Here is a 25,411-nt window from a genome sequence, read left to right as displayed (position 1 = left end):
GTATCCCACCATTGGTTGAGGCGCCGATGGTGGATCAACACTGTTTTGCTGTCTCGTATTTCAGACTTGCCTTAAGCACTGGGGTGGGCGCGGGGTGAGTTTTCTGCGCAGAGGGTGTTTTCGAGTTTGTTCGCGACGGCACGCAGGGCATTAATGAGAGCGGGCTCGCGCTCTGTAGGAAGGCGCTCATCTTCGACGGTGAAAGCCAGTGCTGCGCAAGGCCATCCAAGGTGGTCATGGATGGCGACCGCGACGCTACTCATGCCAGCGGTGATTTCGCCTCGTTCAACAGCCCAGCCGCGGGCACGGACCTTTTGGAGGGTGGTTCGCAGACGCCCTGGAGACCAACTGGTTTTGTCAGCACTGCTATGCGGAAAGGATGCGGCATCGGGGTAGAGGGCGCGGATTTGTTTGGCAGGTAGTGCAGCAAGGATGGCCCGGCCACTGGCGGTCAGGTGCGCGGGCAGGCGTACGCCTGTCTCTGAGACGAGCATGGGACGTCGCGGGGCTCGTACTTCGGATACGTAGACAACGTTTTGGCCTAGAAGGACCGATAAGTGAGCGCTTTCTCCTATGCGTTCAACGAGGGCATCGAGGACTGGGGTGGCGATACGGGCGATGGGTACCTGCCGGGAGTAGGCAGTTCCAAGTTCAGCTGCGGCTGGCCCTACTCCGTAGAGATGTTCGGTTTCAAGGTGGACAACGAAACCAGTTTCGATGAGTGCGGCAAGCAGGTGATAGACACTGGATCGAGGCAAAGAAAGTGCTGTTGCGATTGACGCAGCTGAAACAGGTCCCCGTCTCGTCCCTAAATAGCGCAGAATCCTAAGAGCACTCATCGCGGCGGGAACTTGAGCCACACGAACTCCCTACGTTGTTTTCATGTTGCCGACCGTGTTCTGGTGCGACACCATCCGCACGATAACGAGTTCACGGCACAGAATTGGTCGATCTCAGTGTGTATTTGCTGGGAGCGGTAGAAATTGTCGAACGATCGCATCGTGTCAATTCATTGGAGAGGGGGCCCACATGTCCAAACCGAACAACCCCAACGGTGGACAAACACACGCCACGACCACAGCCACGACGGTGCATGAGCATGGCGAACTTACGCGCGGCCTCACCCTGCGACACATCACTTTCATCGCGCTCGGTTCGGCTATCGGAACAGGCCTGTTCTACGGTTCAGCCGCGGCTATTCAGGCTGCTGGCCCTGCGGTGATTTTGGCGTATCTCGCCTCGGGCGCTGCCGTGTATATGGTGATGCGCGCTTTGGGTGAGATGGCTGTCCGGCACCCTGTCTCGGGATCTTTTGGGCAGTATGCAGCTCGCTACATGGGTCCGTTTGCTGGGTTTTTAACCGGGTGGACGTATGCCTTCGAGATGCTCGTTGTTGCGGTCGCGGATGTGACTGCTTTTTCTGTTTATATGGCTTTTTGGTGGCCGCAAACGCCTCGCTGGATTTGGGTCACAGCTGTGATCTGTTTTATCGGAGCCGTGAACACTCGGCACGTCAAAGTTTTTGGTGAGCTCGAGTTTTGGTTAACGATCGTGAAGGTCAGTGCGATTGTCGCGATGATTATTGGTGGATCATTCCTCATGTTTAAAGGAATCACCTTTGAACCTGGGGTAGCCGTGGGACCGCACAATCTTTTTGATCACGGCAGCTTCAGCCCTACAGGAATGGCTGGAATTATCGCATCTTTGTCGATTGTGGTTTTCGCCTTCGGTGGAGTAGAGAATGTTGGCATCACTGCAGGTGAAGCATCTGATCCTAAGCGGGCAATTCCGCGGGCAGTGGGATCTGTTCCGGTACGTATTTTGATTTTCTACGTACTCACTATGATTGTCATCATGTCACTAGTTCCATGGAATCGAATTACTGGCGACTCAAGTCCATTTGTGCAGATTTTCTCTACGCTTGGAGTCCCTGCTGCGCCTTCGATTCTTAACGTGATCATTATTACGGCTGCAGTTTCTGCGATTAATTCAGACACTTTTGGCGCTGGCCGCATGCTATACGGATTGGCTCAGCAGGGACAGGCACCGAAAGTGTTTGCCCAAGTATCAAAGAATGGTGTCCCATGGATGACCGTAGTGGTCATGTGCGCGGCATTAGCGGTGGCGGCTGTACTTAATGCGGTTATCCCCGAGAACGTATTCAAAATTATCGCCTCAATTGCGACGTTCGCGACGGTGCTTGTGTGGCTGATGATCTTGTTGTCGAACTTGGCGATGCGCCGGGAGATCAAGCAGCGGGGCCTGCAGGAGTCTGAGTACCCGGTGCCGTTCCACCCTGTCGGCACGTGGGCAACGTTCGCGTTTCTTGTGTTTGTCGTGGGCGTGATTGGTTGGTTCCCTGATACGCGAGTGGCCTTGTGGGTGGGATTGATCTGGGTCTCCCTGCTCACGATCGCGTATTTCACCTTGGTTCCTGAGCATGGTCGACGGCAGCCTTCGCTTGAAGACAAGACTCCAGGGGAATCCTGATCTGCCTGTAGGCACTACGAGGGGCGGTGTTGTCATGGGAAGCGCAACAACACCGCCCCTCGTCTATACATCCATGGATACATATGTGATCTAGGTCACTTCACGGAAAATGAGACCACCCCACTGCCCGAATATGCACCCAGCTCAGAGACTTACGAACCCCATCACACTGCCCGCCAGCAGCATTGAGGGCAGCCTCACCTCACTATCGCTGCGAAAACGGTTCCCTAACCTGAAAACAACAGACCTGCGGACAGCACAACCCTTTCTCAGAAAGTAGGCACCATGTCCACGCTTCCAATCATTTCCTCCTGCACCACCACTTCTTGCTCCTTCAATGACTCCGGCTGCACCGCTGGCGCAATCACCGTTGGTGGCACAAACGGCACCGCCTCCTGCGGCACCTTCATTGCCCTCGACGCCCGCGGCGGACTCACTGACGCCAACGGCCGTGTCGGTGCATGCCAGCGCCTGGAATGCACCCACAACACTGACCTAATGTGCACTGCCGAAGCCATCAGCATCGGCGGCGACACCGCGACCTGCGAGCACTACAGCAACGCCTGAGCTCTCACAGCTGAAATTACTGGCGTCATAAAAACAGGTGCCTAAAAGTGCGTGGCCCCCACCAGCATGGGGGCCACGCACTTTTTGATCTCAATCACATGCGCGGATGGACGCGATGAGACCGAGCTTGAGAAACCGCTGCTGCCAACGTGGCTTGGACATCCTCAACCGTGGCGGCAGCGGGAAGTTCGACGTGAACGATCCGACTCATCCCCCCAAGCGGACCAATGTGCATGAGCGTAATGCCGGTGGAATCAACATCTACGCAATAGACGCGATCCTGGGTGTGCTCACAGCCCCCATGAGATGGGCGCTCATCAAGCACGTCACCATCAGCAAGACCTTCCACCACAGCAGTAATGACGGCTCGAAGTTCATGGTTAGGGAAAGATAAAACAGCATCGTGGGCCTCAAGACTGCCCATCACCCCCGGTCCACACAATGGCGAAACCGGGTAGTTTTTCATCGCGATGGCCGAGACCGGCGCCACTCCCGCACTGTCATGAACTAGCACCCGATTGATGTTCACGACTGCGAGCGCGCCGCCGGCCTCGATTACCGCGGCCACGTCTTCCGGAATCCCAGGACTGTTGGCCCACCCGTCGCGTTCATCCTCGGGGATCCACTGCAACACCCCCAGGTAGTGCAGTGTTGCCGCGAGGATTCGTACGCGTGGGTCAGGGGATTCGAGTCTGATGTCGACTCGGACCTCCTCGAGCACGTCTGTCGATGGGGCACCCATGCCGGAATGACGCGAGAAGGCGAGCAGGATCCGGCCCTTTGAATCCAAACCATGCGCTGCGACCTCGAGGCAGGACTCGGGGTCGATCCGATAGCGCATCAGCGTTGCCGCACCCTCGCCACCCACGAGACGTCGTGCCAGGGACGTTGCTCGCGCGTTGGAGCAGATGCTCGGTGTTGGGTTGACGGCCATGTATCGCCTCCTCATTAAGGTAAGCCTAACTTTAGTTGCGAGTCGGTCAGTTGACCACCCCTATCGAACGATCTTCTTAATCTTTGGCAAATTCATTGCGTCACAACGCAAATAACCGCTATAAGCCCGCCCCAACAACCAGCCACCACCACCCACACTCACCCAGGCAAACACGCACGCAACGCCCGCGCAGCACCCTCAGGATCATCAGCCTGCGTCAACGCCCGAACCACCACCACCCGCTCAGCACCAGCATCCACAACCCGCTTCACCGACGAAACATCAACACCCCCGATCGCAAACCACGGCTTACCCGACCCCACCCGCGCAGCCTCAGCCACCAAACCCAACCCCACCGCAGCACGCCCCGGCTTCGTCGGCGTCGCCCACACCGGCCCCACACAGAAATAATCCACCTCCGGCGCAGCCATCGCCGTAACAAACTGCTCCCGCGAATGCGTCGAAACCCCCACCAAAGCCCCCGGACACACCGACTTCACCTGCACCGGCGACAAATCCTCCTGCCCCACCTGCACAACATCCACCCCAGCCACCAACCCCACATCAGCACGATCATTCGCCGCACACAACGCCCCCGCCGCACGCGCCTCCTGACGCACAATCCGCAACGCCTCCACCTCATCAGCCGTCGAAATCGACCGATCCCGCACCTGCACAACATCCACCCCACCGGCAAAAACCCGCCGCACAAAATCCCGCAACTCCCCCGCCGAACCCCGCGCATCCGTACACAAATACAACCGCGCCCGCCCCAACCGACGAACAACATCCACACCCGAATTCTCCAACCCAACACCCTCACAAGAAGCCATGCAGGTACGGTAAACCGCAGCATCCGCGGGAGCCCCACAAACGGGCTGAGAGGGTGGCACGCAACCAAAGCGCCCACCGACCGCTCGAACCTGTCCGGTTAACACCGGCGAAGGGAGGAAGCTGTGCGCATCGCCATCATCGGCGCCGGCATCATCGGACTATCCATCGCATGGCACCTGCACGAAGCAGGCACACACGTCGAACTCATCGACCCAACCCCAGCCAACGGCGCCACCCACGCAGCCGCCGGCATGCTCGCAGCCACCAGCGAAACCACCTACAACGAACACCACCTCACCCCCCTCATGCTCGCCTCCGCCGCCCTCTACCCCCACTTCATCCACCGCCTCACCACCACAAACCTACCCACAGGACACCAAAACACCCCCACCCTCCACATCGGCACCGACACAGCCGACCGAGAAACCCTCCACAACCTCGCCACCTACGCACACAGCCTCGGCCTCACCCTCACCCCCCTCACCACCCGCCAAGCCCGCAAAATCGAACCCCTCCTCACCCCCTCCATCTCCAGCGCCCTCCACGCCCCCCACGACCACCAAGTCGACCCCCGCCTCCTAGCCCACGCACTCCTGACCACCCTGACCAACGCAAACATCCCCATCCACACCACCCCAGCAACCGGCATCACCCACACTGACAACACCGACCCCACCAGCCCCGTCACCGGCATCACCCTCACCAACGGCCACACCATCCCCACCGACCACGCCATCATCGCCAACGCCACCAACGCCACCCAGCTAAGCGGCCTACCCCTAAACCTCACCGGCCTCATCCGCAACGCCTACGGCGAAGTCATCCGCCTCACACCCCCACCCAACCTCCGCCACAACCTCACCCACATCATCCGTGGACACGTCAACGGCAACCCCATCTACCTCGTCCCCCGCACCAACGGAAACCTCATCCTCGGCGCCACCACCCGAGAAAACGAAACCCCCCACGTCCAGGCCGGCGGCATCCACACCCTCCTACGCGACGGCATCCGCCTCCTCCCCTGCATCGAAGAATTCACCATCACCGAAACCATCGCCCGACCCCGCCCCGTCACCAAAGACAACGCCCCACTCCTAGGCCCCATCAGCACCACCATCACCCTAGCCACCGGACTAGGCCGCAACGGCATCCTCCTCGCCCCCGCCATCGGCGCCACCATCACCGCCACCATCACCACACCACCAACCACCCACCCACTACCCGACATCACCGCCTTCACACCCCACCGCTTCACCACCACCCCCTAACCACCCACCACCAAAGGACCCCATGAACACCACCATCACCATCACCATCAACGGCGAACCCCACACCCTGCCCACCACAACCACCCTGCGCGACATCATCACCCACATCACCGGCCACACCATCACCCCCGAAGGCCACACCCCCACCGGCACCACCCTCGGCATCGCCCTAGCCCTCAACAACGAAATCATCCCCCGCAGCAACTGGGCCACCACCATCCCCGGCCCCAACGCCCGCATCGAAATCGTCACCGCCGTCCAAGGAGGCTAACCATGACCCCCACCATCCCCCCACTCACCATCGACAACACCCCCCTGACCTCCCGACTCATCACCGGAACCGGCGGCGCACCCAACCTCGACATCCTCCGCGAAGCACTCATCGCCTCACACACCAACCTCACCACCGTCGCCATCCGCCGCTACACACCCACCCAAACCGGATCCCTCTTCGACCTCCTACGCTCCCTCAACATCCGCATCCTGCCCAACACCGCCGGATGCCGCACCGCACTCGAAGCACTCCTGACCGCAGAACTCGCCCGCGAAGCACTCGAAACCGACTGGATCAAACTCGAAGTCATCGCCGACGACCAAACCCTCCTCCCCGACCCCATCGAACTCATCGACGCCACAGAACAACTCGTCAACCGCGGCTTCAAAGTCTTCGCCTACACCAACGACGACCCCATCACCGCCCAACGCCTCGCCGACCTCGGCTGCACCGCCGTCATGCCCCTAGGCGCCCCCATCGGAACCGGCCTGGGCATCCTCAACCCCCACAACATCGAACTCATCACCCACCGCCTACACGTGCCCGTCATCCTCGACGCCGGAATCGGAACCGCCTCCGACGCCACCCGCGCCATGGAACTAGGCTGCGACGCCGTCCTCCTCGCCACCGCAGTCACCCGCGCCCAACAACCCACCCACATGGCCAGCGCCTTCGCCCACGCCGTCGAAGCTGGCTACCTCGCCCGCCACGCCGGACGCATCCCCCAACGCATCCACGCCCACGCATCATCACCCACGACAGGCATGGTTACACCATGAACACCTACCCGCCACTGGTCGAACCTGCCCCCGAACTCACCCCCCACCAAGCCCAACGCTACGCACGCCACGCCATCCTCCCCGAACTAGGCACCCTCGGCCAACGACGACTACTCAACGCAAAAGTACTCGTCATCGGCGCCGGAGGCCTAGGATCACCCATCCTCCTCTACCTCGCCGCCGCCGGCATCGGACACCTAGGCATCATCGACGACGACACCGTCGACCTATCCAACCTCCAACGACAAATCATCCACACCACCAACAACATCGGCACCACCAAAGTCGACTCCGCCCGCACCGCCATCACCGACATCAACCCCACCATCAACATCACCACCTACAACCAACGACTCACCCCCGAAAACGCCCTCGACATCCTCACCGGCTGGGACATCATCGTCGACGGAACCGACAACTTCGCCACCCGCTACCTCATCGCAGACGCCACCGAAATCCTCAACACCCCCTGCGTATGGGGCGCCATCCTGCGCTTCGACGGTCAACTATCCACCTTCTGGCCCGGCAAAGGCCCCGTCTACCGCGACCTCTTCCCCGACCCCCCCAACCCCAACAGCGTCCCCTCCTGCGCCCAAGCCGGAGTACTCGGAGCCCTCTGCGCCTCCATCGGATCAGCCATGGCCATGGAAGTCATCCGACTCATCACCGGAATCGGCACCCCACTCATCGGCCGCCTCATGATCCACAACGCCCTCACCGGAACCTGGAACGAACTAACCATCCACCCCGACCCCAACCGCACCCCCACAACCACACTCACCACCTACCCCACCACCTGCACCCAACCACCACAACCACTCATCACCGAACACACCATCACCCCCACCGAACTCCACACCCTCCTAGACGACCGCGCCAACGGCACCATCGAATTCACCCTCATCGACGTCCGCGAACCAACCGAACACAAACTCGTCACCATCGACGGCGCCACCCTCATCCCCAAAAACGACATCATCACCAACCCCACCACCGTCCCCACCCACCAACCCGCCATCCTCTTCTGCAAATCCGGCGCCCGCTCCACCGAAGCACTCACCACCCTCCTCAACACCGGCCGCGACGACGTTTGGCAACTCCAAGGAGGCATCCTCGCCTGGATCGAACACATCGAACCCCACAAACCCCGCTACTAACCGGGAACACCAACCCCACCTCAACCGGTCCTACACACGACCAACCTTTCAACCACATCCCGAGCGGAGACACACCACGTGGGGACCACACCGCGCACCACCACCGGCATACCCGACCTCACCCGCGCCATCCTCACCCTCACCGGAGCATGGCTCCTAGCCATCGGCACCGCCCTGCTCGCCAGCCCCAACCCAAGCTTCATCACCACCAACCTCATGACCAGCCTGCTACTAAGCACCTGGCCCGTATCCCCTATCGTCACCGGCCCAGTGCTCATCGCGTGGTGGTTCCGCTCACGCAAACACCCACGCTGGTGGCGCGCCAGCCGACGACAATTCGCCACCATCAACGCCGCCGTCCTACTCGCCTGCGCCCTGGCCGTCGGCATCCTCGAAACCATCCCCCTGCTAGCCACCACTGGCAACAGTTCCCCCTTCCAACCATTGATCGGTATGTGCCTATGGCTGCTGTGGTCTGGGCAAATCTTTTGGACTCCCCTGCTAGGAGCCCTCATCGGCCCCCAGAAAACACAACAACCACACACCGACACAACCGACGACGACACCCCATAAACAAGGCGCCCCTCACACCTTCCTCACCCCTGACCACCACGGCTGCGCAACGCCGCAAGCCTTTCGTTATAGGCACGCAACTCCGCATCACCATCTCGATCCGCTTGACGATCCTTACGGCGTGCCTCCCCCTCATCAGCTCGCATCCACACCACTGCCACCGCCAACGCCAAAATCAGCATCGGAATCTCACCAATAGCCCAGGTGATCCCACCACCTACACGCTGATCGGCAATCAGATCAGTCACATACGGCACCTTTAATGCCCGGAAAGTATCCCCGGCAATCACATTCGCCGCCGTCATAATTGCCACCCCAAAAAATGCGTGGAACGCCATCGTGGCAAACAACAACACCAAACGAAGACTGGGAGCCCACCGATTCGGGCCCGGATCAATACCGATCAACGACCACGCGAACACATACCCAGCGGCCATGAAGTGCACAACCATGGCGATATGTCCCACGTGAGTGGTCAACGCCAACTCATACAAGTCGGTGAAATAGAACACATAGATCGAACCAACAAAGTTCACCGCACCCACAATCGGGTTGGTCCAAAATCCCATCCAGCGCGAATGCGCCGTCGACAACAAGAACTCGCGGGGCCCAAGGGTTTTATCCCGCCGCGCTTTCAATGCCCGAGACGCCAACGTCAACGGCGCACCCAGCACTAAGAACAACGGAATCCCCATCGTCAAAGTCATGTGCTGCAGCATGTGCGCAGAAAACATAATTCGCCCGTATATAGCTGGTGCACCACTGGTCACCCAGAAGAAAAACAACCATCCAAGGGTCCACCAGATCGTGCGGCCAACTGGCCACCGATCTCCCCGACGGTGCAACCGCGCTACAGCGGCGTAATACAACCCCACGGCGAGAACAACCACCGTAAGGAAAAGCCAATCAATCCGGAAAGCGGTAAACCATGTCGCTCCGGTAAGGGGCTCGGCAGGAAGTGGATACCCAGTGATGGAAACAGCTGGGTCAGGAGATTCTGCTTGAGCAACAGGAGGAGCTGTACGGCTAAGCGCCGATCCCAAACCCATCGCAACTGACATGAGCACAATCTCGGTCATAGCCAAACGCACGAAAGCTTTTGCTGAAGAGTCACCGTCATGAACTTCAGCGATGATGCACCTGCGCATCATCCAGCCAGCAACGCCAAGCACCACCACCAGAACCAACTTAGCCAGGAGAATAAGCCCATACTGACTGGTCAGGTCACCGATTCCGGTCAGTCGCAAAGATGCCGCCAAAATTCCCGAGACAAGCACACCGAAATAAGCCCACCCCGCCAAAGCAGAATAGCGGCGTACCGACGTACCGAAATCACGGTTGAGCAGCGGCCGCAGTATGCCTAGAGCCACCAGACCGCCGAACCATACAGAAGCGCCAATGATGTGAACTGCTAGAGAGTTAACGGCCGTGTCATGAGCAGCGGCACCTGCGGCGTGCCCGGCCAAAGCAAGAATGGCTAGGGCAATAACCCCTAGGGCAGCTGCCCAGGTAATGGAGTTCACGGTGCGTGCGCATGTGGCCAGGGCGGTCGCTCCAATAGCGAATCCCCAGGAGAACAAGTAGACGCGGAAAAGATCGATCTCCCACAGGAAGGGCAGCTGTCCAGCAAAAAGAGGTGAGGAGAGCTGAACGCCAGAAACGTTAGAGAGCAGAAGAAGCATGTGAATACCGCCGGAGACGGTCCACAGGATGCCAGTAGTGACAGCGATACGGCAGGCGGTGCGACGGCGTTGGGTAGTGGCCCGTTCTGGGATGATGGTTCCGGCCATCAGAAGTAGGCCAATGGTGATAGCGGCGCTGATGTCGTGAACGGTTTTGGCAATCGGTACGCCCCACACAGCAGTGGGTCCGCCGTCGGCGAAGCCGGGGACACCGGCGAGAGCTCCGCCGAGCCATCCAGCGAGGATAGTGGCCAGCACGGCGACGGGCCAGGTAATCAGGCTGGCTGTGGTGATGGTGGCAAAGGGGGTGCCTGGGTGGTGTTGTGCCCCGGGGCGGGTGGTGGCTTTGTCTTTGTTGCGGGGCGGGGTAGGCATGTTCCCAGCCTAAGTCTGAGCAGGCTGCAGGTCTGTTGTTCGTCTTGACGGCGTGGGTGGCTGAGCCGATAGGGGCGTATGTCTGTGTCCCGTCTGCGTCCTGCTCGCAGGTCTTTGGGTGCTCATGTGTCTCGAGCATTGCCGGTGGTGATGTTGTTCGTGGTGTCGTTATTGACGGCACTGTTGTGGATGCGCGCGGTGGTGGTGTCGTGGTCGGCGGTGTCGTGGCTGTCGGCCGATGATGTTGTGACAGCACGGTCGCTGGGGTGTGTGAATGGGGTGTGTCGAGCGCAGTGGCCTGATGGTCAGGTACGGGTGATTCACGATCCGGGGTTGTTTGCTCCGCAGCAGGGGGCTGAGTTATCAGTGGTGGAGCGTGGCGGGATGTTGCATGTGGCTGGGTGGAGTGCCGTGTCGGATGCGGCGTTATTGATGTTTTTGGCGGTGTGTTTCACCGGGTTCATGGTCAGTTGGATGCGGCGGGTATTGGAGTCGGCGCCGATCGTGGACGAGGACGTTGTGGGTGAAGGTGGTCAGGTGTAGCGGTACCTGGTCAAGGTGGTGGTGGCCTCGGCGCCACGAACCGAAGCCACCACCACCTGAGTCTTAGTTGGTTCGGGTGATGGGTGTGCTTGCGTCGGTGGGCAGCAGACCTTGGTCGGCGAATTCGCGGGCGACATTGAGGAATGTGTCGTTGGCTTGGGGGATATCGATGGAGACGCGCACGCCTTCACCGGCGAAGGGACGGACGGTGAGGTGGGCTGCTTCGCAGGCGGCGACGAATGCTTCAGTGGCGTTGCCGAGGGGAAGCCAGACGAAGTTGGCTTCGGAGTGAGGGAATTTCCAGCCCATGTCGATTAGGGCTGCTTCTACGCGTTCGCGTTCGGCGACGATGGTATCGACACGTTCGGCGAGTTCTTCGTCGGCGGCTAGAGAGGCGACTGCGGCGTCGTGGGCGATGTCAGTGACGACGAATGGCAGGCGTGTTTTGGTGAGAGTGTCTGCGGATGCGGGTGAGACGACTGCGTAGCCGATGCGTAGGCCAGCAAGTCCGTAGGCCTTGCTGAAGGTACGCAGGATGATGACGTTGGGGTATTTGCGTAGGAGGGCGCTGCTGTCGATGGCGGCGGGGTCTCGGTTGAATTCGATGTAGGCCTCGTCGATGGCGACGAGTACGTCGGAGGGGACGCGTTCGAGGAAGTCGGTGGCTTCGCGGTGGGTGATGATGGGGCCGGTGGGGTTGTTGGGGGTGCAGAGCAGGATCAGGCTGGTTTCGGGGGTGATGGCGGCGGCCATGGCTTCTAGGTCGTGGCGTCCGTCGGGTAGGAGGGGTATTTGGACGGAGCGTCCTCCGGCGAGGGCGATGAGGATGGGGTACATCTCGAAGGAGCGCCAGGCGTAGATGACTTCTTTTCCGGTTTCTACGGTGGCGGTGACGAGTTGTTGGAGTACTCCGGAGCTACCGGCGCCGGGGATGATGTGATCGGGACTGACGTCCCAGCGGGTGGCTAGGGCAGTGCGTAGGTCGTGCATGTCCATGCCGGGGTATCGGTTGAGGTGCGCCACGGCGTGGTTGATGACATTGATGACAGATGGCAGCGGGGGGGTAGGGGTTTTCGTTGCTGCTCATTTTGAATGCGTCGACGCCCTCTGCCTGCTGAGGGGGGCGGCCGGGTTTGTAGGAGACGACTCCCTCGAGGGCGGGTCGGGTGCGCAGGCGGTGGTTGGTGGCGTCGGTCATGCGGTCAACTGTACGAGTGGTTGACCGCATGACCGGGGTGAGTTTTCGGTTTTTTAAATCTGTCCGCTCAGATTCCCTGGCGATTGCGAGTTTGCTGGTACTACAGGGGTTTTGGAGCGGGGCGGGGAGGCTTCCGGCGGGTTGTAAGGCGGGTCGTCCTCCGCTGGTGGCAGGGGTGGCGCTGGCGGAACGTTGTCCCGTGGTGGCGGCGGGGGCGTCCAGCGGTCGTCAGGAGTTTTGTCGCGTGGTGGCCTGGGTGTCTGGGGCGAGGAGGGTGGTTTGGGCCGTGAACCTTCAGGGCGCGGCGGAGTGGGGCGGCGAGTGGGGCGTCCAGGTACGGGCGGCTCGTTCGGGGCGATGATGTCGGGACGTTTTCCTTTGGGTTTGTTTGTTTCTTTACCCGAGGAGGTGTTGTCGTTGTCGCTGGGGCGAGGGCTGGTGCTCACGTTGGGTGCCCGGGTGCCGGTGGAGGGCACGGAGGTGGCTGGGTCAGGGTGCAGGGTGTTCTTGTAGTGGTTTCCCCAGGAGAGGATGGCACCTACGGTGGCTGGGTCGTTGGTGTAGTGGTAGAGGCCGCGGGCGAGTCCTTCAGCGTTGTTGAGGTCGTCTCCACCTCGACAAATCGCGGCCGCGGCGGTGAAGGCGGCGTCGTCGATGTTGTCGGGGTTGGCGGTGCCGTCGGCGTTGCCATCGTGGGCGTCGAGGTACCAGCTGCCTGGTAGGAACTGCAGTGGCCCCATGGGGCGATCGTAGTTGCCGTCTCCGTCAAGTTTTCCGGAGTCGGTGTCAAGAACCAGGGCGGTGCCGATGCTGCGACCATCCAGGCGTACGCCACGGATCTGGGCGACGGTGGTGCCAGCGGCGTCGTAGGTGGTTCCTGCGCCGTGGTCACTGGCGATTTTTCCGATGCCTGCGAGCATCCACCAGGCGGCATGGCAGCGGGGAAATTCGGTGTTTGCTGCTGCTTCTGCGCGGCGGTAGGCGGCCAAGGCGCGGGGTGGGATGGGGCCAGAGTTGTTGGCGTTTTGTGGTGCGGTGATATTTCCGGCTAGTGCGCCTTGGGCGTCTTTGAGGGTTTGTTTGACTTTGCTGTCGGTGATGGACAGGGGATGGCCGTATGAAGATAGAGCGACGTAGTGGGGGGTGCTACTGGCGCGGGGCATGGATCGGGGGGTCTCGGTTCGATCCGCGAATGCGGCGGCGACCAGGCCTCCTGTCACGACAACTGCGATAGCACTGGCACCAATGGCGAGGGCTTTGCGTCGACCCCCGCGCCTGTTGGAGGTGTCGCTCTCCCCTAGCCTGGTGACTTCGTCAGACTCTTGCATTTCTTCTCCTGGCTCGATTCCGCCTGAGTTGGTTCGTCGACCACCTGTGAGGGGAGGGCGATGAGACAGCACGAAGCGGGCACCGGGGGAATCGAGCAGTCACATCCGGTGCATGGAAGTTTTTCGGGGCCAACCTACCTGCAGGTGGCGGTTTGACGGAACCCTGGCCCCAGTTCGCTTGTGCGCTGGGCAAGTCAATATCGAGATTGACGGCGTGTCTTCTCGGATATTGGAATGCGCGGTGAAGGCAGCGTCGCTGCTACAAGCGTTTCTGAGGCATCCCTGAGCCTATTCAGGTCACCTTGAGGAGGGTGAGGCTGTGGGGGTTGGGAAGGGAAGTTGATCCTTCTCACAGACAGGCAGTTTCGCGTAGTCAGGTTCTGCCCAGTCGATGGTGGGTTCCCCGGGGCCAGGGGTCCACGTCGGGCTGGCAGTGGGGTTGAGACGGCAGGTTGGCAGGGGTGTGGTGGGGGTGCTGGGCGTGGTGGTGGAGGTGGGGTTGGGGCTAGTTGGTGTGGTGGAAGTGGGGGCTGGTTGGGTAGGCCTCGCCGTGGTGGGCGCGGGCGTGGTAGGTGTTGGCTTGGGCCGTGTTGTGGCTGGCGGGCGCGGTGTGGTGGGTGTGGCGGTAGGTGTGGTGGGCTTCTTGGTAGGTGTGGTGGGCTTGCTGGTGGCAGTGGGTTTGGTGCTCGTGGGAGAAGCGGTGGGGGCAGGGCGAGTTGCTGGAGCGGTGGTGCCTGCGGTTTTGCTTGGTACTGCGTGGACTTCACGCGGTGGCGTGACTGGGGCGCGGCCATCTCGATAGGCCATGGCTCCGGCGATGACGTCTTGAACGTATTGGCTTGAGTTGTTGTAGCGCAGGATGGCTTTGGCGAGGTCGGTGCTGTTGGTCATTTTTCCGCCGCCACCGCATAGGTACAGGGCAGCGCTGGCAGCAGCGTCGTCAACTTGGGAGGGGTTTGCGGTTCCGTCTGCGTTGCCATCTGTGCCGGCACCTGCGTTCCAGGTGCCGGGGATGAATTGCATGGGGCCAACTGCTCGATCGAAGAGTGTGTCGCCGTCGAGGGCACCGTGGTCGGTGTCGTTGATGCGGGCGATTCCTGGGGTTTGGCCGTCTAAGCGTGGGCCGAGAATTCGGGTTCGGGTGACTCCGTTGGCGTCGACGTCGCCGTTGGATGCGTGTCCGGATTCAACACGGCCGATTCCGGCGAGGAGCCACCAGGGCATTTTGCAGGAGGGTGCGCGTTTAGCGGCCAGGGCTTCGCCCCGTTTGTAGGCCAGGACCATGCGTGCGGGGATGGTGCCGTTCACGGGGGCAGCGGTGACTTTGCTTGCTGGGGGCACGGCTGCGGCGGAGGCGGTCTTCATCGCAGCTTGGACGAGTTGTGCTGCTTCTACGGGGGTGAGGGGACGCCCGCTGGGGGTGGTGGCCTGTGAGGTGGAGATGGCCGGGGTTGTGGCTGTCGGTGGCGTGGTGGTGGCTGCTCCGACGCTGAGCACACCAGTGGTGACGATGCCAGCTGCGGCGAGTCCTGCTACTACTCCGCTGATGTGCCCGCGGGTGAGTTTGATGATTTTGGTGTTGGGTGTGGCTGGGGTGCTGGTTTCGTTGGGGTTGTGATTGCTGGTGGTTTTGGCGTGATGTGCATCCGCGGCACGGTTCTCGTGGTTTTTCCGGTTACGTGCGAATCCGCCCAACATCAGCTGTGTCAGCCCCTCACGACTTGTCCCTGGTGGTTTTCACCATTCAACGGGGTGAGGGCGTTTGAGTCCCGCATTGTCGTATCCAACTCGCCTATAAATTGCGAGGTGTCTTTTCAAGTTGTGATGTCTGTGGCGGCTCTATGTGGTTGGCGTGGGCAAATGCAGTTTCATAGCGCGAGCTGTGTGGGTGGTGGGTTGTATTTAAGACCGGTGGCACTCGAGGGCTTGTTGAAGAAGTTTTCTTAAGAAAAAGGGTGGGGCATCCATGGACTCCATGGATGCCCCACCCTTTTTCTGGTTTATTTGCTGGTTATCCGCGTTGGGTGAGAGCGATGTCTACGGCTTTCCAGTCGATGCCTTCGGGAGCGAGGTCAAGAACGCTGGCGAGCAGTCCTAGGCGGGCTGCTTTCACTGCTGGGTCCTGGGCCATGACGAGGATGTCATCAAAGAATGTCGCCGCTGTTGTGACGAGCGTTCCTGCAGAGTGCACGAAATCCGTCAGCGAGGAGCTGGCGGGGCAGTGTCCGGCGCTCTGGAGGGATTGGACCTCGTTCGCGAGGGCTTTTTCAGCGGGTTCGTTTAGGTGGTCGTGGTCAATTCCGGCGTTTGTGCCGGCGGGGATGATGCGCACGATGCGCACCATGGTTGCGACCACGTCAGTGAACTCGTGGCTGGTGCTATCGGAGTTCATGAGCTCGGTGATCTGGTTGAGGAGTTCAGCGGCTCGTCCGGGTGCGTTCGCGGCGGGCAGGATCGCGGTGATGACCTCCGCGGGGGTGCCTTCATCGCGGAGCAGTTGGGCGTAACGACCGATTGTGAAGTCCAGCGCGGCTTGGGCGGCGCCGTCAACGGGTTCGATTCCTTGTTTGCGTAGCCGTTCCAGCGCAGCTGCTAGACCATCGGCGATGGTGATTCCGGCAAGCGGGGTACCTGCTGCCTCGCGCAGAATGCGGACCACGCCGAGTGCGGCGCGGCGTAGCCCGTAGGGGTCTGAGGAACCTGTGGGTTTGGCTCCGACAGCGAACATGGCTGACAGCAGGTCGAACCTATCCCCCAGGGCTAGCAGGCTGCCGGGAAGGGTGGCTGGTACTGGGTCCGCAGAGGTGTGTGGCTCTTCCATTTCAGCCAGGGCAGTCGCTACAGCCTCGGTTTCGCCTTTGATGCGGGCATATTCGCGGGCAACGAACCCAGCAAGTGAGCTCATTTCGACAACCATTTTGCTGGCGAGGTCGAATTTGGCGAGTGTTCCTGCGCGGGCGAGGGTGTCTCGTTCAATGTCGGTGAGTTCCAGATGTGTGCTGAGCGTAGTGGCCACGTCGGCGATGCGGCGGGCGCGCATACCTACCGAGCCGAGGCGGTTCTCGAAGGTGAGTTTTTCTAGGCCGGGGATGAATGATTCGAGAGTGTCTTCGGCTAGATCGCTGTTCCAGAAGAACAGGGCGTCTTCGTAGCGGGCACGGATGACGGATTCGTTTCCGGCGCGGACGACGTTGTCGTCGCATAGACCATTGGCGATGGTGACGAAGTGGGGTTTGAGGGTGCCGTCGGGGCCATAGACAGGCAGGTAGCGCTGGTGTTTGCGCATGACGGTGACGAGCACCTTCTCGGGTAGGTCTAGGTAGCGCTCGTCAAAGTGCCCGAGGACGCCGTGGGGGTCTTCGACGAGGTTGGTGATTTCGTCGACGAGTTCGGCGTAGGTGTCGAAGTCGATGGTTCCGCCGACTTCGGCGGCAAGGGCGGTGGCTTGTTCGATGATGGCGTCGCGGCGCGCTTGGGTGGATAGCTCGATGTGCCCGGCGCAGATGGTGCTGGTAAGTGAGTCCGCGTCGGGGATGTCGACCCATCCGACGGCAGCTCCGTCTGCGCGGCGGCCGGTGGCGGCGGTGCTTGCGGTGGTGCGTTGCAGGTAGGTGCGCCGTCCGGAGTGCACGTTAGAGACGTCGACGGGTACGACGCTCGATCCCCAGAGCGCTACAAGCCAGCGGATGGCGCGGGAGAACGATAGGTTGGGGTCGTTCCAGCGCATGTTCTTTTCAGCGCGGAGGGATTCGATGGTTTCGGTGATGATTTCGCTGGCGACCTCGAGTACACCCCGGCCAGCGATTTTCACAGCGACGGCGGCGTGGTCGTTGCCGCCGATGCTGGCTTTGATGATCTGTTCTGCGGTGACTCCTTGACCGCGCATGAAGCCTTGCAGTGCGCGGGTGGGGTTTTCCTCGGCGTCGAACGCAGCGCTCCATTTGGGGCCTTTGCGTAGTTGTTCGGCGTCGGGTTCAACGGCGGCGAGGTCGTTGATGATGGCAACGATGCGGCGGGGGGTGCCTTCAACGGTGATGTTGCCGTGGCTCAGGCGGGTGGCGGCGAGCTTTGTGGTGAGAGCTTCGCGGACGGCGTCGATGGTTTGGGGAAGAACGTGCGGTGGTAGTTCTTCGACACCGATTTCCACAGCGAGGGTTTGTGGCGTGGATGGCAGGGCTGTGGTGTCGAGGGGTTCGCGGGTGAATTCGCTACGTGGGGTTTCACGCATGAGCGGCAGACCGAGTTCTTCACGGCGTTCGATCCATAGGGCCGCAGTGTCGCGCATAAGGCGACGCATGGTGCCGAATGCTTTGGCTCGTTCGGTGGTGGAGATTGCTCCGCGGGAGTCCTGAATGTTGAAGGCATGGCTGGATTTGAGCACGTACTGGTGTGCCGGGACGGGAAGGCGCGCGTCGATCATGCGCTGGGCTTCGGCGACGTAGTGTTCGTAGAGGGCGTGGTTAGCCTGAACGTCTGCTTCATCGATGTAGTAGCGGCTCATTTCGTATTCCTGTTGGAGGAATACGTCCGCATAGGTGATGTGTTCGCCGTTGGGTTTGATGGCGTAGACGATGTCTTTGAAGTCGGTGACGCCTTGTTGGGCCATGATGATGCGTTCCATCCCGTAGGTGAGTTCTACAGGGATGGGGTCCAAGGTTTGGCCGCCTACTTGCTGGAAGTAGGTGAATTGTGTGATTTCCATTCCGTCGAGCCAGACTTCCCACCCAAGTCCCCAGGCTCCGATGGCGGGTTGGGCCCAGTTGTCTTCGACGAAGCGGACGTCGTGGGCGTCCAGGTCGATGCCGATGGCTTCGAGGCTGCCGAGGTAGAGCTCTTGGGGGTCGCCTGGTTCGGGTTTGAGGATGACTTGGTATTGGGTGTGGGTTTGGAGACGGTTGGGGTTTTCGCCGTAGCGAGAGTCGTCGGGGCGCACTGACGGTTCGACGTATGCGACGTCCCAAGGTTCGGGGCCAAGTACACGTAGAACGGTGGCGGCGTTCATCGTTCCGGCACCGACCTCGGTGTTATTTGGCTGCCATGTGAGGCAGCCTTTCTCGGTCCAGTATTCGTTGAGCTTGATGAGGGCGTCTTGCATCGTCAGCACGCTGCTCAGCCTACCGATCTCCGGGCGTGCTGCGGTGGCCACGCTGTGCGTGGTGTGCAGTTGTGTTTGTGGGCGTGTCTATTGCGCGCGGTGTGGGGTGGGGGTGAACGTGGTTGATGCAACGTTGCTGAGTGAGGGGTTCATTGATGAAGGTTTTGCTTCCTGTGGAATACACCGGTCCTGCGCCGATTTTCCCGGCTGGTTCTGGGGTGGAGGTGGTGCGGTATTCCGGATCCGGTGGGGTGCCGCCGCAGCATCGTGATGCGCAGGTGTTGGTGGTGTGGGGGCAGGGGCCGCAGGTGTTGGCCGATGCTGCGGCCAGAATGAACGATCTTCGGTTAGTGCAGGCGTTAGCGGCTGGCCCGGATGCGGTGTTGGCTGCAGAGTTTGGGGAGGATGTGACGGTTTGTACCGGTGTTGGTCTGCATGATCGTCCGGTGGCTGAGCATGCTCTTGCGCTGGTTTTGGCGTTGCTGCGGCAGTTCCCGCAAGCGTGGGTGAGCCAGGAGCGTTGTGAGTGGAATGAGGACATTGGTGGTGTGCAGACGATGCGTCGTGGAGACGGTCGGGCGACCACGCTGATTGGTGCGCGGGTGACGGTGTGGGGGTTTGGCAGCATTGGTCAGACGTTGGCGCCGGTGCTGCAGGCGTTGGGTGCGCAGGTGACGGGGGTTGCGCGTTCTGCCGGTGAGCGTGCGGGTTTTCCGGTGGTGACCTCGGATCAGTTCGCGTCAGTGTTGCCGCGTACTGATGTGTTGGTGATGGTGTTGCCGCATTCTGCCTCGACAGCGAAGGCGTTGGATGCGGGGGTGATTGATTTGTTGCCTGATACGGCGTTGGTGGTGAATGTGGGGCGCGGGTCGACGGTGGATGAGGATGCGTTGGTGGCGGCGTTGCGTCAGGGACGTTTGGGGGGTGCGGCGTTGGATGTTGCTTCGGTGGAGCCGCTGCCATCGCATTCACCGCTGTGGAGTGCGCCGAATGTGTTTATTACGCCGCATGCTGCTGGTGGGCGACCGTTGGGCGCGGATGAGTTGATTGTGCAGAACGTGATGGCGCTGCGTCAGGGGCGTCCGTTGCGGAATGTGTGCCATACGCCCAGCGGTATGTAGATCTTGCGAACTTCTAGGGGATTGGCCGGGCTTGGGCGAGTTGGTTAGAGGTGTTGTCGGCGCGGCGCTCGTGCTGGTCTTCCCGTGGGGCACGGATCGGGGACAATGGTTTACATGTGCCCCAGCTTTTCCTCTTTTGGATCGTTCAGCCGTGACCAGTCGCGTTCATCGTCGCTGGTGGGAGGTCGGGATTCTCGGCCTCGGTTCATGGGTGAGCCTGTGAATAAGCTGCCGGATCCTTTGGTGGAGGTGCGGCGAGGTAAGCGGTTGCGGATTACGGTGCGTGGGGAAAGCGTGCTGCACGAGCCTGCTGCTGACGTCACTGATTTTGGCTCTAAAGAGTTGCGCGAACTGGTCAATGACATGTTCGCGACGATGGAGTGCGCTAACGGGGTGGGGTTGGCTGCCACGCAGGTTGGTGTGGGGTTGCGGCTGTTTGTGTATGACTGCCCTGACGCGTATGAGGTGCGGCATGTGGGTCACATGTGCAACCCGACTTACACGGTGCTGGATGAGGACGAGACGGTGACAGACAAAGAGGGTTGTTTGTCTGTTCCGGGTGCGTTTGCTGAGTTGACGCGTCCTACGCGGGTGCGTGCAGATGGTTTCGACATTCGGGGTAACCCGATTCATCTGGAGGGTGTGGGGCTGTTTGCTCGCTGCCTGCAGCATGAGATCGACCATTTGAACGGCATTTTGTATGTCGATCACTTGGACGAGGATGCCTTGCAGGGCGCTCTGGCCGAAAGTGATGAGAAACGTCACGAGACGTGGCAGGAGTGGGACGAAAACGCTGAGGATCTAGGCAAGTCGACAGGTCCTGAGGTGCAGTCCGCTAACCCGCCTGCTACTGCTTGATCGTGGTGGGCCGCTGCGGGATGCCGGGGCGGCCTGTCATTTCGGACGGCAGAGTCTTGACCACCGCCGTCCTCTTTTGCCGCAGTCGGTCAGTTCAGGTCGAAGGTGGCCTTCGACTGGGCCAGCCCTGGGATCTGGTTTATCGACGCCTGGCGCATTCTTCATCGATGGCTGATTCGATCTCGGAGCGGAGATCGTTGTGCTGGGGGCCGAGCCCGCAGGTTTCGATGTCCGGGATGCCCTCCCACCAGGTCAGAGCAGCGGGCCAGCGGACGCATGGCTGAGGCTCCCAATCGAATCGTGGGGTGACGTGAGCATGCAGAAATGCGTCGGTGTTGCCCTGGATCTCAATGTTGATCCGGCGGAACTGCGGGTCGCGTCCACGCATTACCTTCTCGACGGCGCGGGCTAGGAGGGCAGCGTCGGCGAGGAATGCTTCCTGTTTGGAGACGAGAAGATCTGTGATGGAGGTGGCCTGCGGGTCATCGGTGATGAGGACGCAGTATCCAGGGAAGTGTTGCGCGTCACCGATGACGGCAAATCCCGTAGGTAAGCGCCTCATGACCGTGGGGTTCTCTCCGCGCAGGGCAGAGCCAACGCGATCGGACCGCCAGTTCTCCGCCTCGGTGTGCATGCGGTCACCCTACTGTCCTTCTAGGGGCGGCGCGCGTCTGCTGCGGAGCGCTTCGAGACCGGCGACCTAGCCGCTGTAGCGAGAGTCTTTCCCGGCGGTGGCGAATCCTTGCAGGGTCTTTGGCATGTTTTCGGCAGTGATTGTGGCGCCAGCGAGTTGGCGGCGGATGGTGTAGAGCGGCCGGGTTGGGTCAACGGGTTTGTCTTGAAGTTGGTAAGCCGCCCGATATCCGGCTTTTTTCACTAGGTCGGCGCCATCAGCGTCCCAGACTCCATAGGGGTAGGCGAGGTCGAGAACGGGTTTCCCGGTGATTTTTTCCAGTGTTTGTCTGGGGCCGAGAAGTTGTTGTTGCAGCTGGGATTGGGTGAATTGGTCGACGCGGTGGTGGTCCCAGGTGTGGGCACCGATGGTCATTCCGGCGTCGGCCATTTCTTTGATGTTGGCTTTGGTGACCCATCCGTTGTTGCCGATTACGACGGTCATGATGAAGAAGGTGCCGGTCATGCCTTTTTCTTTGAGGATGCGGAAGGCGTGTGCGTGTTGGTTGTCTTTGCCGTCATCGAAGGTGAGCATCACTGGTTTGGGTGGTAACGGTGCACCTGTCGTGATGTGTTGGTGGTACTGGTCACCAGAGATGGTGGTGTAGCCAGCGTTTTTGATGGCGTCTAGCTGTGCGGAGAACCTGTCTGGGGGAAGCACGAGGATGCTGCGTGTGTACTCGGTGTCTTCGCTGGTCCAGTCGCGAACCTGGTGGTAGCACAGGACGGGAACGATGGTTCGGGCTGCCATTTGGGCAGGTGTACCGGGGGTGTTTGTTGGGTTTTGTGTAGAAGACGAGTCGTTGTGGCCGTTTGTGCCTTGGTCTGCGGTTTTGTTGTTTGCTCCGCAGGCGCTTAGGCATGCCAGGCCAGTTACCCCTAAGGCTCCGCTGATCACTGTGCGGCGGGTGAGCGTAGGCGTGTCGTTGAGGGGGGTCTCCATCGTGAATCACCTGTTCCCGTGTCATCGTCTATACACGGGAAGGGTATGCATGCAACGTCAGCGGATACCGCAGCGACCCTATCGACGCGCCGAGCCCTGCGCTCAGGAGGCGTTGTCTTCCTTCGTTTTTTCAGCAGAAGCCTCAGAGGCGTGATCACGCTCAATCTCATGGTCATAGTGACCGTAAGCACCCCGGATGGCAGCCCAATACCAGAACGGCATGATGATGATCTCCGCGAGCGCCATCGACCAGGCCGCACCGAACGCCCCCCAAAAGTACGTTCCCGGAATGAGCATCGCCAGCAAAAGCGGGGCTTTAAGCACGTTGATGCGGAATGTGCGGCGAGCTAGCCCCATACCCAGCAGCAACGCGCCTGCCCCGGAGGTGAAGCTCGCTACAACAGAAAGGACACCCATGGGCAGGATCACTTCGCGGGTGCCATCCCAGGTTTCGTTCAAAAGGGCTAGGCCCACATCGTGCGGGATAAGCAGCAAAACAGTCACGTAGAACGCTGAAAGAAGCCCTGTCCCGATGGACAGCGCCCACATCCCGCGCATGCGGGCTTTGGGCCCCATCTCTGCGCGACGAGAGATCTCCGGCACAGCGAATGCGAGCGCAGCCTGGCCCAGAACATTGAGTGGGCCGCGCAGGGTGTCCACGCCACGGATTGATCCGGAGTCGCGGGTGCTGCCTAAAACGGGGATGAGTAGCTGCCCTAGCTGTGCTGCGCCGAGCCCGAGGACATACATACCGAAGAGGTACTTGACCAGGTCACGTTTGTCGCGGAACCAGTCGCCGGTGGCGCTGAGTCGAGGCCAGCTGCGCAGCAGCAACGCGCCAACGATGGCTGACAGAACTCCAGCTACTCCCCAGCTGAGAGTGAGGATGCCAACTTCGGTCCAGCCGAGGGCAACAAGAGCGAAGAGGAATCCGAACTGCAGGACCGCTTTGATCACGTCGATGAGGGCAGCTAAGTGGGGTTGCCCGTTGGCGAAGAACGCCATCCTGAAGTTGTCCTGCACCATGAGGGCGGGTAGGCATGGCGCCAGTGCGAGAAGTACGTGACCGACTGCCCCTCCGATACCGAGCCCGGCCAGCAGGCAGATAGCTGAGCCGAGCAGCCCCATCGCGAGAGTGGCTCCGTTGGCGCGTGCGGTGGCTTCTCGGAACTGTTCGATGCTGTCTGCACTGTGATGAATTTGCAGGGGTTGGCCGGAGGCAGACTTCGCGACTGCTACTCCGATGCCGTAGATAAGGAACCCGATGGCGAAGGCACCAAAAGATTCGTCTCCGACGTGGCGCGCCACCACGATGCTCAGGAACATGTTGGCCAGTGAGTAGACCCCCTGGTCAATCAGATTCCAGCTTGCACGCGTTGCTAGTTTGCGCACCTATACCGTCCATTCCCCCGCTGGTGAGTGGGTCTTCACCAGTGCGCTCCCCCCGCGTAGCCTGGTGATAACGACCCCATTCATACCGCCGTAAGACACAAGGATCATGTTCGGGCGGCTAGCTGCTCGCATCTCGTGAGCAGCGTATTGGAGTCTAGTGAGGCCGCCAGGCAGTGGTCTATCCCCGATGCACCCACATAGGGATATGGGGGCCTGAATGCGCCGGAATTGTCTGTCACAGCAACCGCGCACAGAGTTGGGCTGGCCGTGAGCGGGTAAGTGGGGCGTGATGAACCATAAGAAAGGGAATGTGGATGCTCGAGTACCGCACTGCTGCCGAGATCGAGGCGATGCGTCCGGCCGGTGAGTTCGTTGCCGCGACATTGGCGACGCTAGCCGCCGAAGTGCGAGTGGGAGACAACCTGCTCGACATTGATGCACGTGCACACGAACTGGTTAAAGAGCGGGGCGCGCAGAGCTGTTACTTGGACTATCACCCCAGCTTCGGTGGCTCGAAGTTCGGTCACGTGATCTGTCTGTCGGTCAACGACGCTGTCCTCCACGGGCGCCCCCGAAACCAGGTCCTCCAAGATGGAGATTTGTTGTGCTTGGACTTCGCGGTGTCTGTCGATGGCTGGGTGGCTGACTCGGCACGCTCGATCATTGTGGGGACCCCCCGCGAAGAAGACCAACGACTCATCGCCACCACCGAAGAGGCCCTCTGCCGCGCGATCGACAAAGCACGTGTGGGAAACAAACTCGGCGACATCTCCGCAGCTATCGGGGAGTACTCCCGCTCGCAGGGGTACAGCGTGAACACCCAGTTCGGGGGACATGGGGTAGGCCGAACCATGCACGGAGAACCACACGTGCCCAACGATGGCCGCCCCGGCCGCGGATTGAAACTGCGACCCGGCCTGGTCATCGCGATCGAACCGTGGCTAATGGCCACAACCCACGAGATCTACACCGACCCAGAAGACACCTGGACCCTGCGAAGCAAAGACGGCTCACGCGGTGCCCACTCTGAACACACCGTCGCCATCACAGAAGAAGGCCCGATCGTGCTGACAGCACGACCCGATGGCGTCTAATCACCCCGTAACACGTGTGAGGCCCGGCCAACTCGGTTCCCCCACCGAGCTAAGCCGGGCCGTCACGATCCCTCCCAGTAGAACCAGTGACGCGATCCCCCTTACGTCACTGACTCGCATCAACACGAACGACTTCGCTTCCCCGTAGCCGCGCCCGCGCTGACACTCTCTACATCGGCACCGCCACCGAAGTGTTACACCCGTCCAAGAAAAAATTTCACTAATTTTCGGACG

At 60.7% G+C, this 25,411-nt stretch carries 22 protein-coding genes and 1 riboswitch; of the genes, 11 read left to right on the top strand and 11 right to left on the bottom strand.

Features of this window, described 5'->3' with window-relative positions:
- Positions 1 to 71: 71 nt before the first annotated feature.
- Positions 72 to 839, bottom strand: coding sequence for an IclR family transcriptional regulator (locus CKV89_RS02760; RefSeq protein ID WP_051277671.1), 768 nt, complete (start codon positions 837 to 839; stop codon positions 72 to 74).
- Between the two features lie 190 nt (positions 840 to 1,029).
- Between CKV89_RS02760 and CKV89_RS02755 the strand changes: the two genes are divergently transcribed.
- Positions 1,030 to 2,490 carry an amino acid permease gene (locus tag CKV89_RS02755; RefSeq protein ID WP_084441186.1) on the top strand — a complete coding sequence of 487 codons (1,461 nt, stop codon included), beginning with the start codon at positions 1,030 to 1,032 and terminating at the stop codon, positions 2,488 to 2,490.
- A gap of 285 nt (positions 2,491 to 2,775) precedes the next feature.
- Complete coding sequence (locus tag CKV89_RS02750; protein WP_028327510.1) at positions 2,776 to 3,057, top strand: DUF1540 domain-containing protein; 282 nt, start codon at positions 2,776 to 2,778, stop codon at positions 3,055 to 3,057.
- 94 nt (positions 3,058 to 3,151) lie between these two features.
- On the opposite strand, the gene CKV89_RS02745 is transcribed toward CKV89_RS02750, so the two are convergent.
- Both CKV89_RS02745 and thiE read right to left on the bottom strand, forming a co-directional pair.
- Positions 3,152 to 3,991 (bottom strand): hypothetical protein, encoded by an 840-nt coding sequence (locus tag CKV89_RS02745; protein WP_028327509.1) that lies wholly within the window; start codon positions 3,989 to 3,991, stop codon positions 3,152 to 3,154.
- Positions 3,992 to 4,149: 158 nt separating this feature from the next.
- Complete coding sequence (gene thiE, locus CKV89_RS02740; protein ID WP_084441246.1) at positions 4,150 to 4,824, bottom strand: thiamine phosphate synthase; 675 nt, start codon at positions 4,822 to 4,824, stop codon at positions 4,150 to 4,152.
- Between the two features lie 15 nt (positions 4,825 to 4,839).
- Positions 4,840 to 4,957: riboswitch (TPP riboswitch) on the top strand.
- Here thiE and thiO point away from each other — a divergent pair.
- The 5 genes from thiO (at position 4,948) to CKV89_RS02715 (ending at position 8,876) form a co-directional block, all read left to right on the top strand.
- Positions 4,948 to 6,093 carry a glycine oxidase ThiO gene (gene thiO / locus CKV89_RS02735; RefSeq protein ID WP_051277619.1) on the top strand — a complete coding sequence of 382 codons (1,146 nt, stop codon included), beginning with the start codon at positions 4,948 to 4,950 and terminating at the stop codon, positions 6,091 to 6,093. (Overlaps the previous riboswitch by 10 nt.)
- A 22-nt stretch (positions 6,094 to 6,115) precedes the next feature.
- Positions 6,116 to 6,364, top strand: coding sequence for a sulfur carrier protein ThiS (gene thiS / locus CKV89_RS02730; protein ID WP_028327507.1), 249 nt, complete (start codon positions 6,116 to 6,118; stop codon positions 6,362 to 6,364).
- Between the two features lie 2 nt (positions 6,365 to 6,366).
- Positions 6,367 to 7,146: a thiazole synthase gene (locus CKV89_RS02725; RefSeq protein ID WP_028327506.1), complete on the top strand. Its 780-nt coding sequence runs from the start codon at positions 6,367 to 6,369 to the stop codon at positions 7,144 to 7,146.
- Complete coding sequence (moeB, locus tag CKV89_RS02720; protein ID WP_028327505.1) at positions 7,143 to 8,303, top strand: molybdopterin-synthase adenylyltransferase MoeB; 1,161 nt, start codon at positions 7,143 to 7,145, stop codon at positions 8,301 to 8,303. Before CKV89_RS02725 ends, moeB begins: the two co-directional genes overlap by 4 nt.
- 78 nt (positions 8,304 to 8,381) lie before the next feature.
- Entirely contained in the window at positions 8,382 to 8,876 is a 495-nt protein-coding gene (locus CKV89_RS02715; protein WP_028327504.1) for a 6TM ABC transporter family protein, read from the top strand.
- Between the two features lie 23 nt (positions 8,877 to 8,899).
- On the opposite strand, the gene CKV89_RS02710 is transcribed toward CKV89_RS02715, so the two are convergent.
- Positions 8,900 to 10,933 carry a cytochrome c oxidase assembly protein gene (locus CKV89_RS02710; RefSeq protein ID WP_028327503.1) on the bottom strand — a complete coding sequence of 678 codons (2,034 nt, stop codon included), beginning with the start codon at positions 10,931 to 10,933 and terminating at the stop codon, positions 8,900 to 8,902.
- Positions 10,934 to 11,017: 84 nt separating this feature from the next.
- Between CKV89_RS02710 and CKV89_RS02705 the strand changes: the two genes are divergently transcribed.
- Positions 11,018 to 11,476: a hypothetical protein gene (locus CKV89_RS02705; RefSeq protein WP_154657671.1), complete on the top strand. Its 459-nt coding sequence runs from the start codon at positions 11,018 to 11,020 to the stop codon at positions 11,474 to 11,476.
- A 63-nt stretch (positions 11,477 to 11,539) separates the two neighbouring features.
- On the opposite strand, the gene CKV89_RS02700 is transcribed toward CKV89_RS02705, so the two are convergent.
- From CKV89_RS02700 to CKV89_RS02685, 4 genes are all read right to left on the bottom strand, one after another.
- Positions 11,540 to 12,499 carry a histidinol-phosphate transaminase gene (locus CKV89_RS02700; RefSeq protein WP_324603352.1) on the bottom strand — a complete coding sequence of 320 codons (960 nt, stop codon included), beginning with the start codon at positions 12,497 to 12,499 and terminating at the stop codon, positions 11,540 to 11,542.
- A gap of 228 nt (positions 12,500 to 12,727) precedes the next feature.
- On the bottom strand, positions 12,728 to 14,002 hold the full coding sequence (locus tag CKV89_RS12480) for a lysozyme family protein (RefSeq protein ID WP_051277618.1): 1,275 nt from the start codon (positions 14,000 to 14,002) through the stop codon (positions 12,728 to 12,730).
- A gap of 297 nt (positions 14,003 to 14,299) precedes the next feature.
- Positions 14,300 to 15,700, bottom strand: a complete 1,401-nt coding sequence (locus tag CKV89_RS02690; RefSeq protein WP_051277617.1) for a lytic transglycosylase domain-containing protein — start codon at positions 15,698 to 15,700, stop codon at positions 14,300 to 14,302.
- A gap of 313 nt (positions 15,701 to 16,013) precedes the next feature.
- Entirely contained in the window at positions 16,014 to 19,148 is a 3,135-nt protein-coding gene (locus CKV89_RS02685; RefSeq protein WP_324603351.1) for a glycine--tRNA ligase, read from the bottom strand.
- A 104-nt stretch (positions 19,149 to 19,252) separates the two neighbouring features.
- Here CKV89_RS02685 and CKV89_RS02680 point away from each other — a divergent pair, with 104 nt between their 5' ends.
- Complete coding sequence (locus tag CKV89_RS02680) at positions 19,253 to 20,218, top strand: NAD(P)-dependent oxidoreductase (protein ID WP_034401325.1); 966 nt, start codon at positions 19,253 to 19,255, stop codon at positions 20,216 to 20,218.
- Positions 20,219 to 20,425: 207 nt separating this feature from the next.
- Positions 20,426 to 21,076: a peptide deformylase gene (gene def / locus CKV89_RS02675; RefSeq protein ID WP_231935429.1), complete on the top strand. Its 651-nt coding sequence runs from the start codon at positions 20,426 to 20,428 to the stop codon at positions 21,074 to 21,076.
- Between the two features lie 139 nt (positions 21,077 to 21,215).
- Here def and CKV89_RS02670 read toward each other — a convergent pair whose 3' ends face one another.
- From CKV89_RS02670 to CKV89_RS02660, 3 genes are all read right to left on the bottom strand, one after another.
- Positions 21,216 to 21,638 carry a diadenosine tetraphosphate hydrolase gene (locus CKV89_RS02670; protein WP_231935428.1) on the bottom strand — a complete coding sequence of 141 codons (423 nt, stop codon included), beginning with the start codon at positions 21,636 to 21,638 and terminating at the stop codon, positions 21,216 to 21,218.
- A gap of 138 nt (positions 21,639 to 21,776) precedes the next feature.
- Positions 21,777 to 22,691 (bottom strand): polysaccharide deacetylase family protein, encoded by a 915-nt coding sequence (locus CKV89_RS02665; RefSeq protein WP_051277616.1) that lies wholly within the window; start codon positions 22,689 to 22,691, stop codon positions 21,777 to 21,779.
- 102 nt (positions 22,692 to 22,793) lie between these two features.
- The gene (locus CKV89_RS02660; protein WP_154657670.1) at positions 22,794 to 24,017 is read right to left on the bottom strand and encodes an MATE family efflux transporter; all 1,224 of its coding nucleotides are present in this window, start codon (positions 24,015 to 24,017) and stop codon (positions 22,794 to 22,796) included.
- Between the two features lie 380 nt (positions 24,018 to 24,397).
- Between CKV89_RS02660 and map the strand changes: the two genes are divergently transcribed.
- Entirely contained in the window at positions 24,398 to 25,177 is a 780-nt protein-coding gene (map, locus tag CKV89_RS02655; protein WP_028327496.1) for a type I methionyl aminopeptidase, read from the top strand.
- Positions 25,178 to 25,411 lie beyond the last annotated feature (234 nt).

This window comes from Dermatophilus congolensis (assembly GCF_900187045.1).
Lineage (GTDB): Bacteria > Actinomycetota > Actinomycetes > Actinomycetales > Dermatophilaceae > Dermatophilus > Dermatophilus congolensis.
This window is presented reverse-complemented; position numbering and strand designations above follow the sequence as displayed.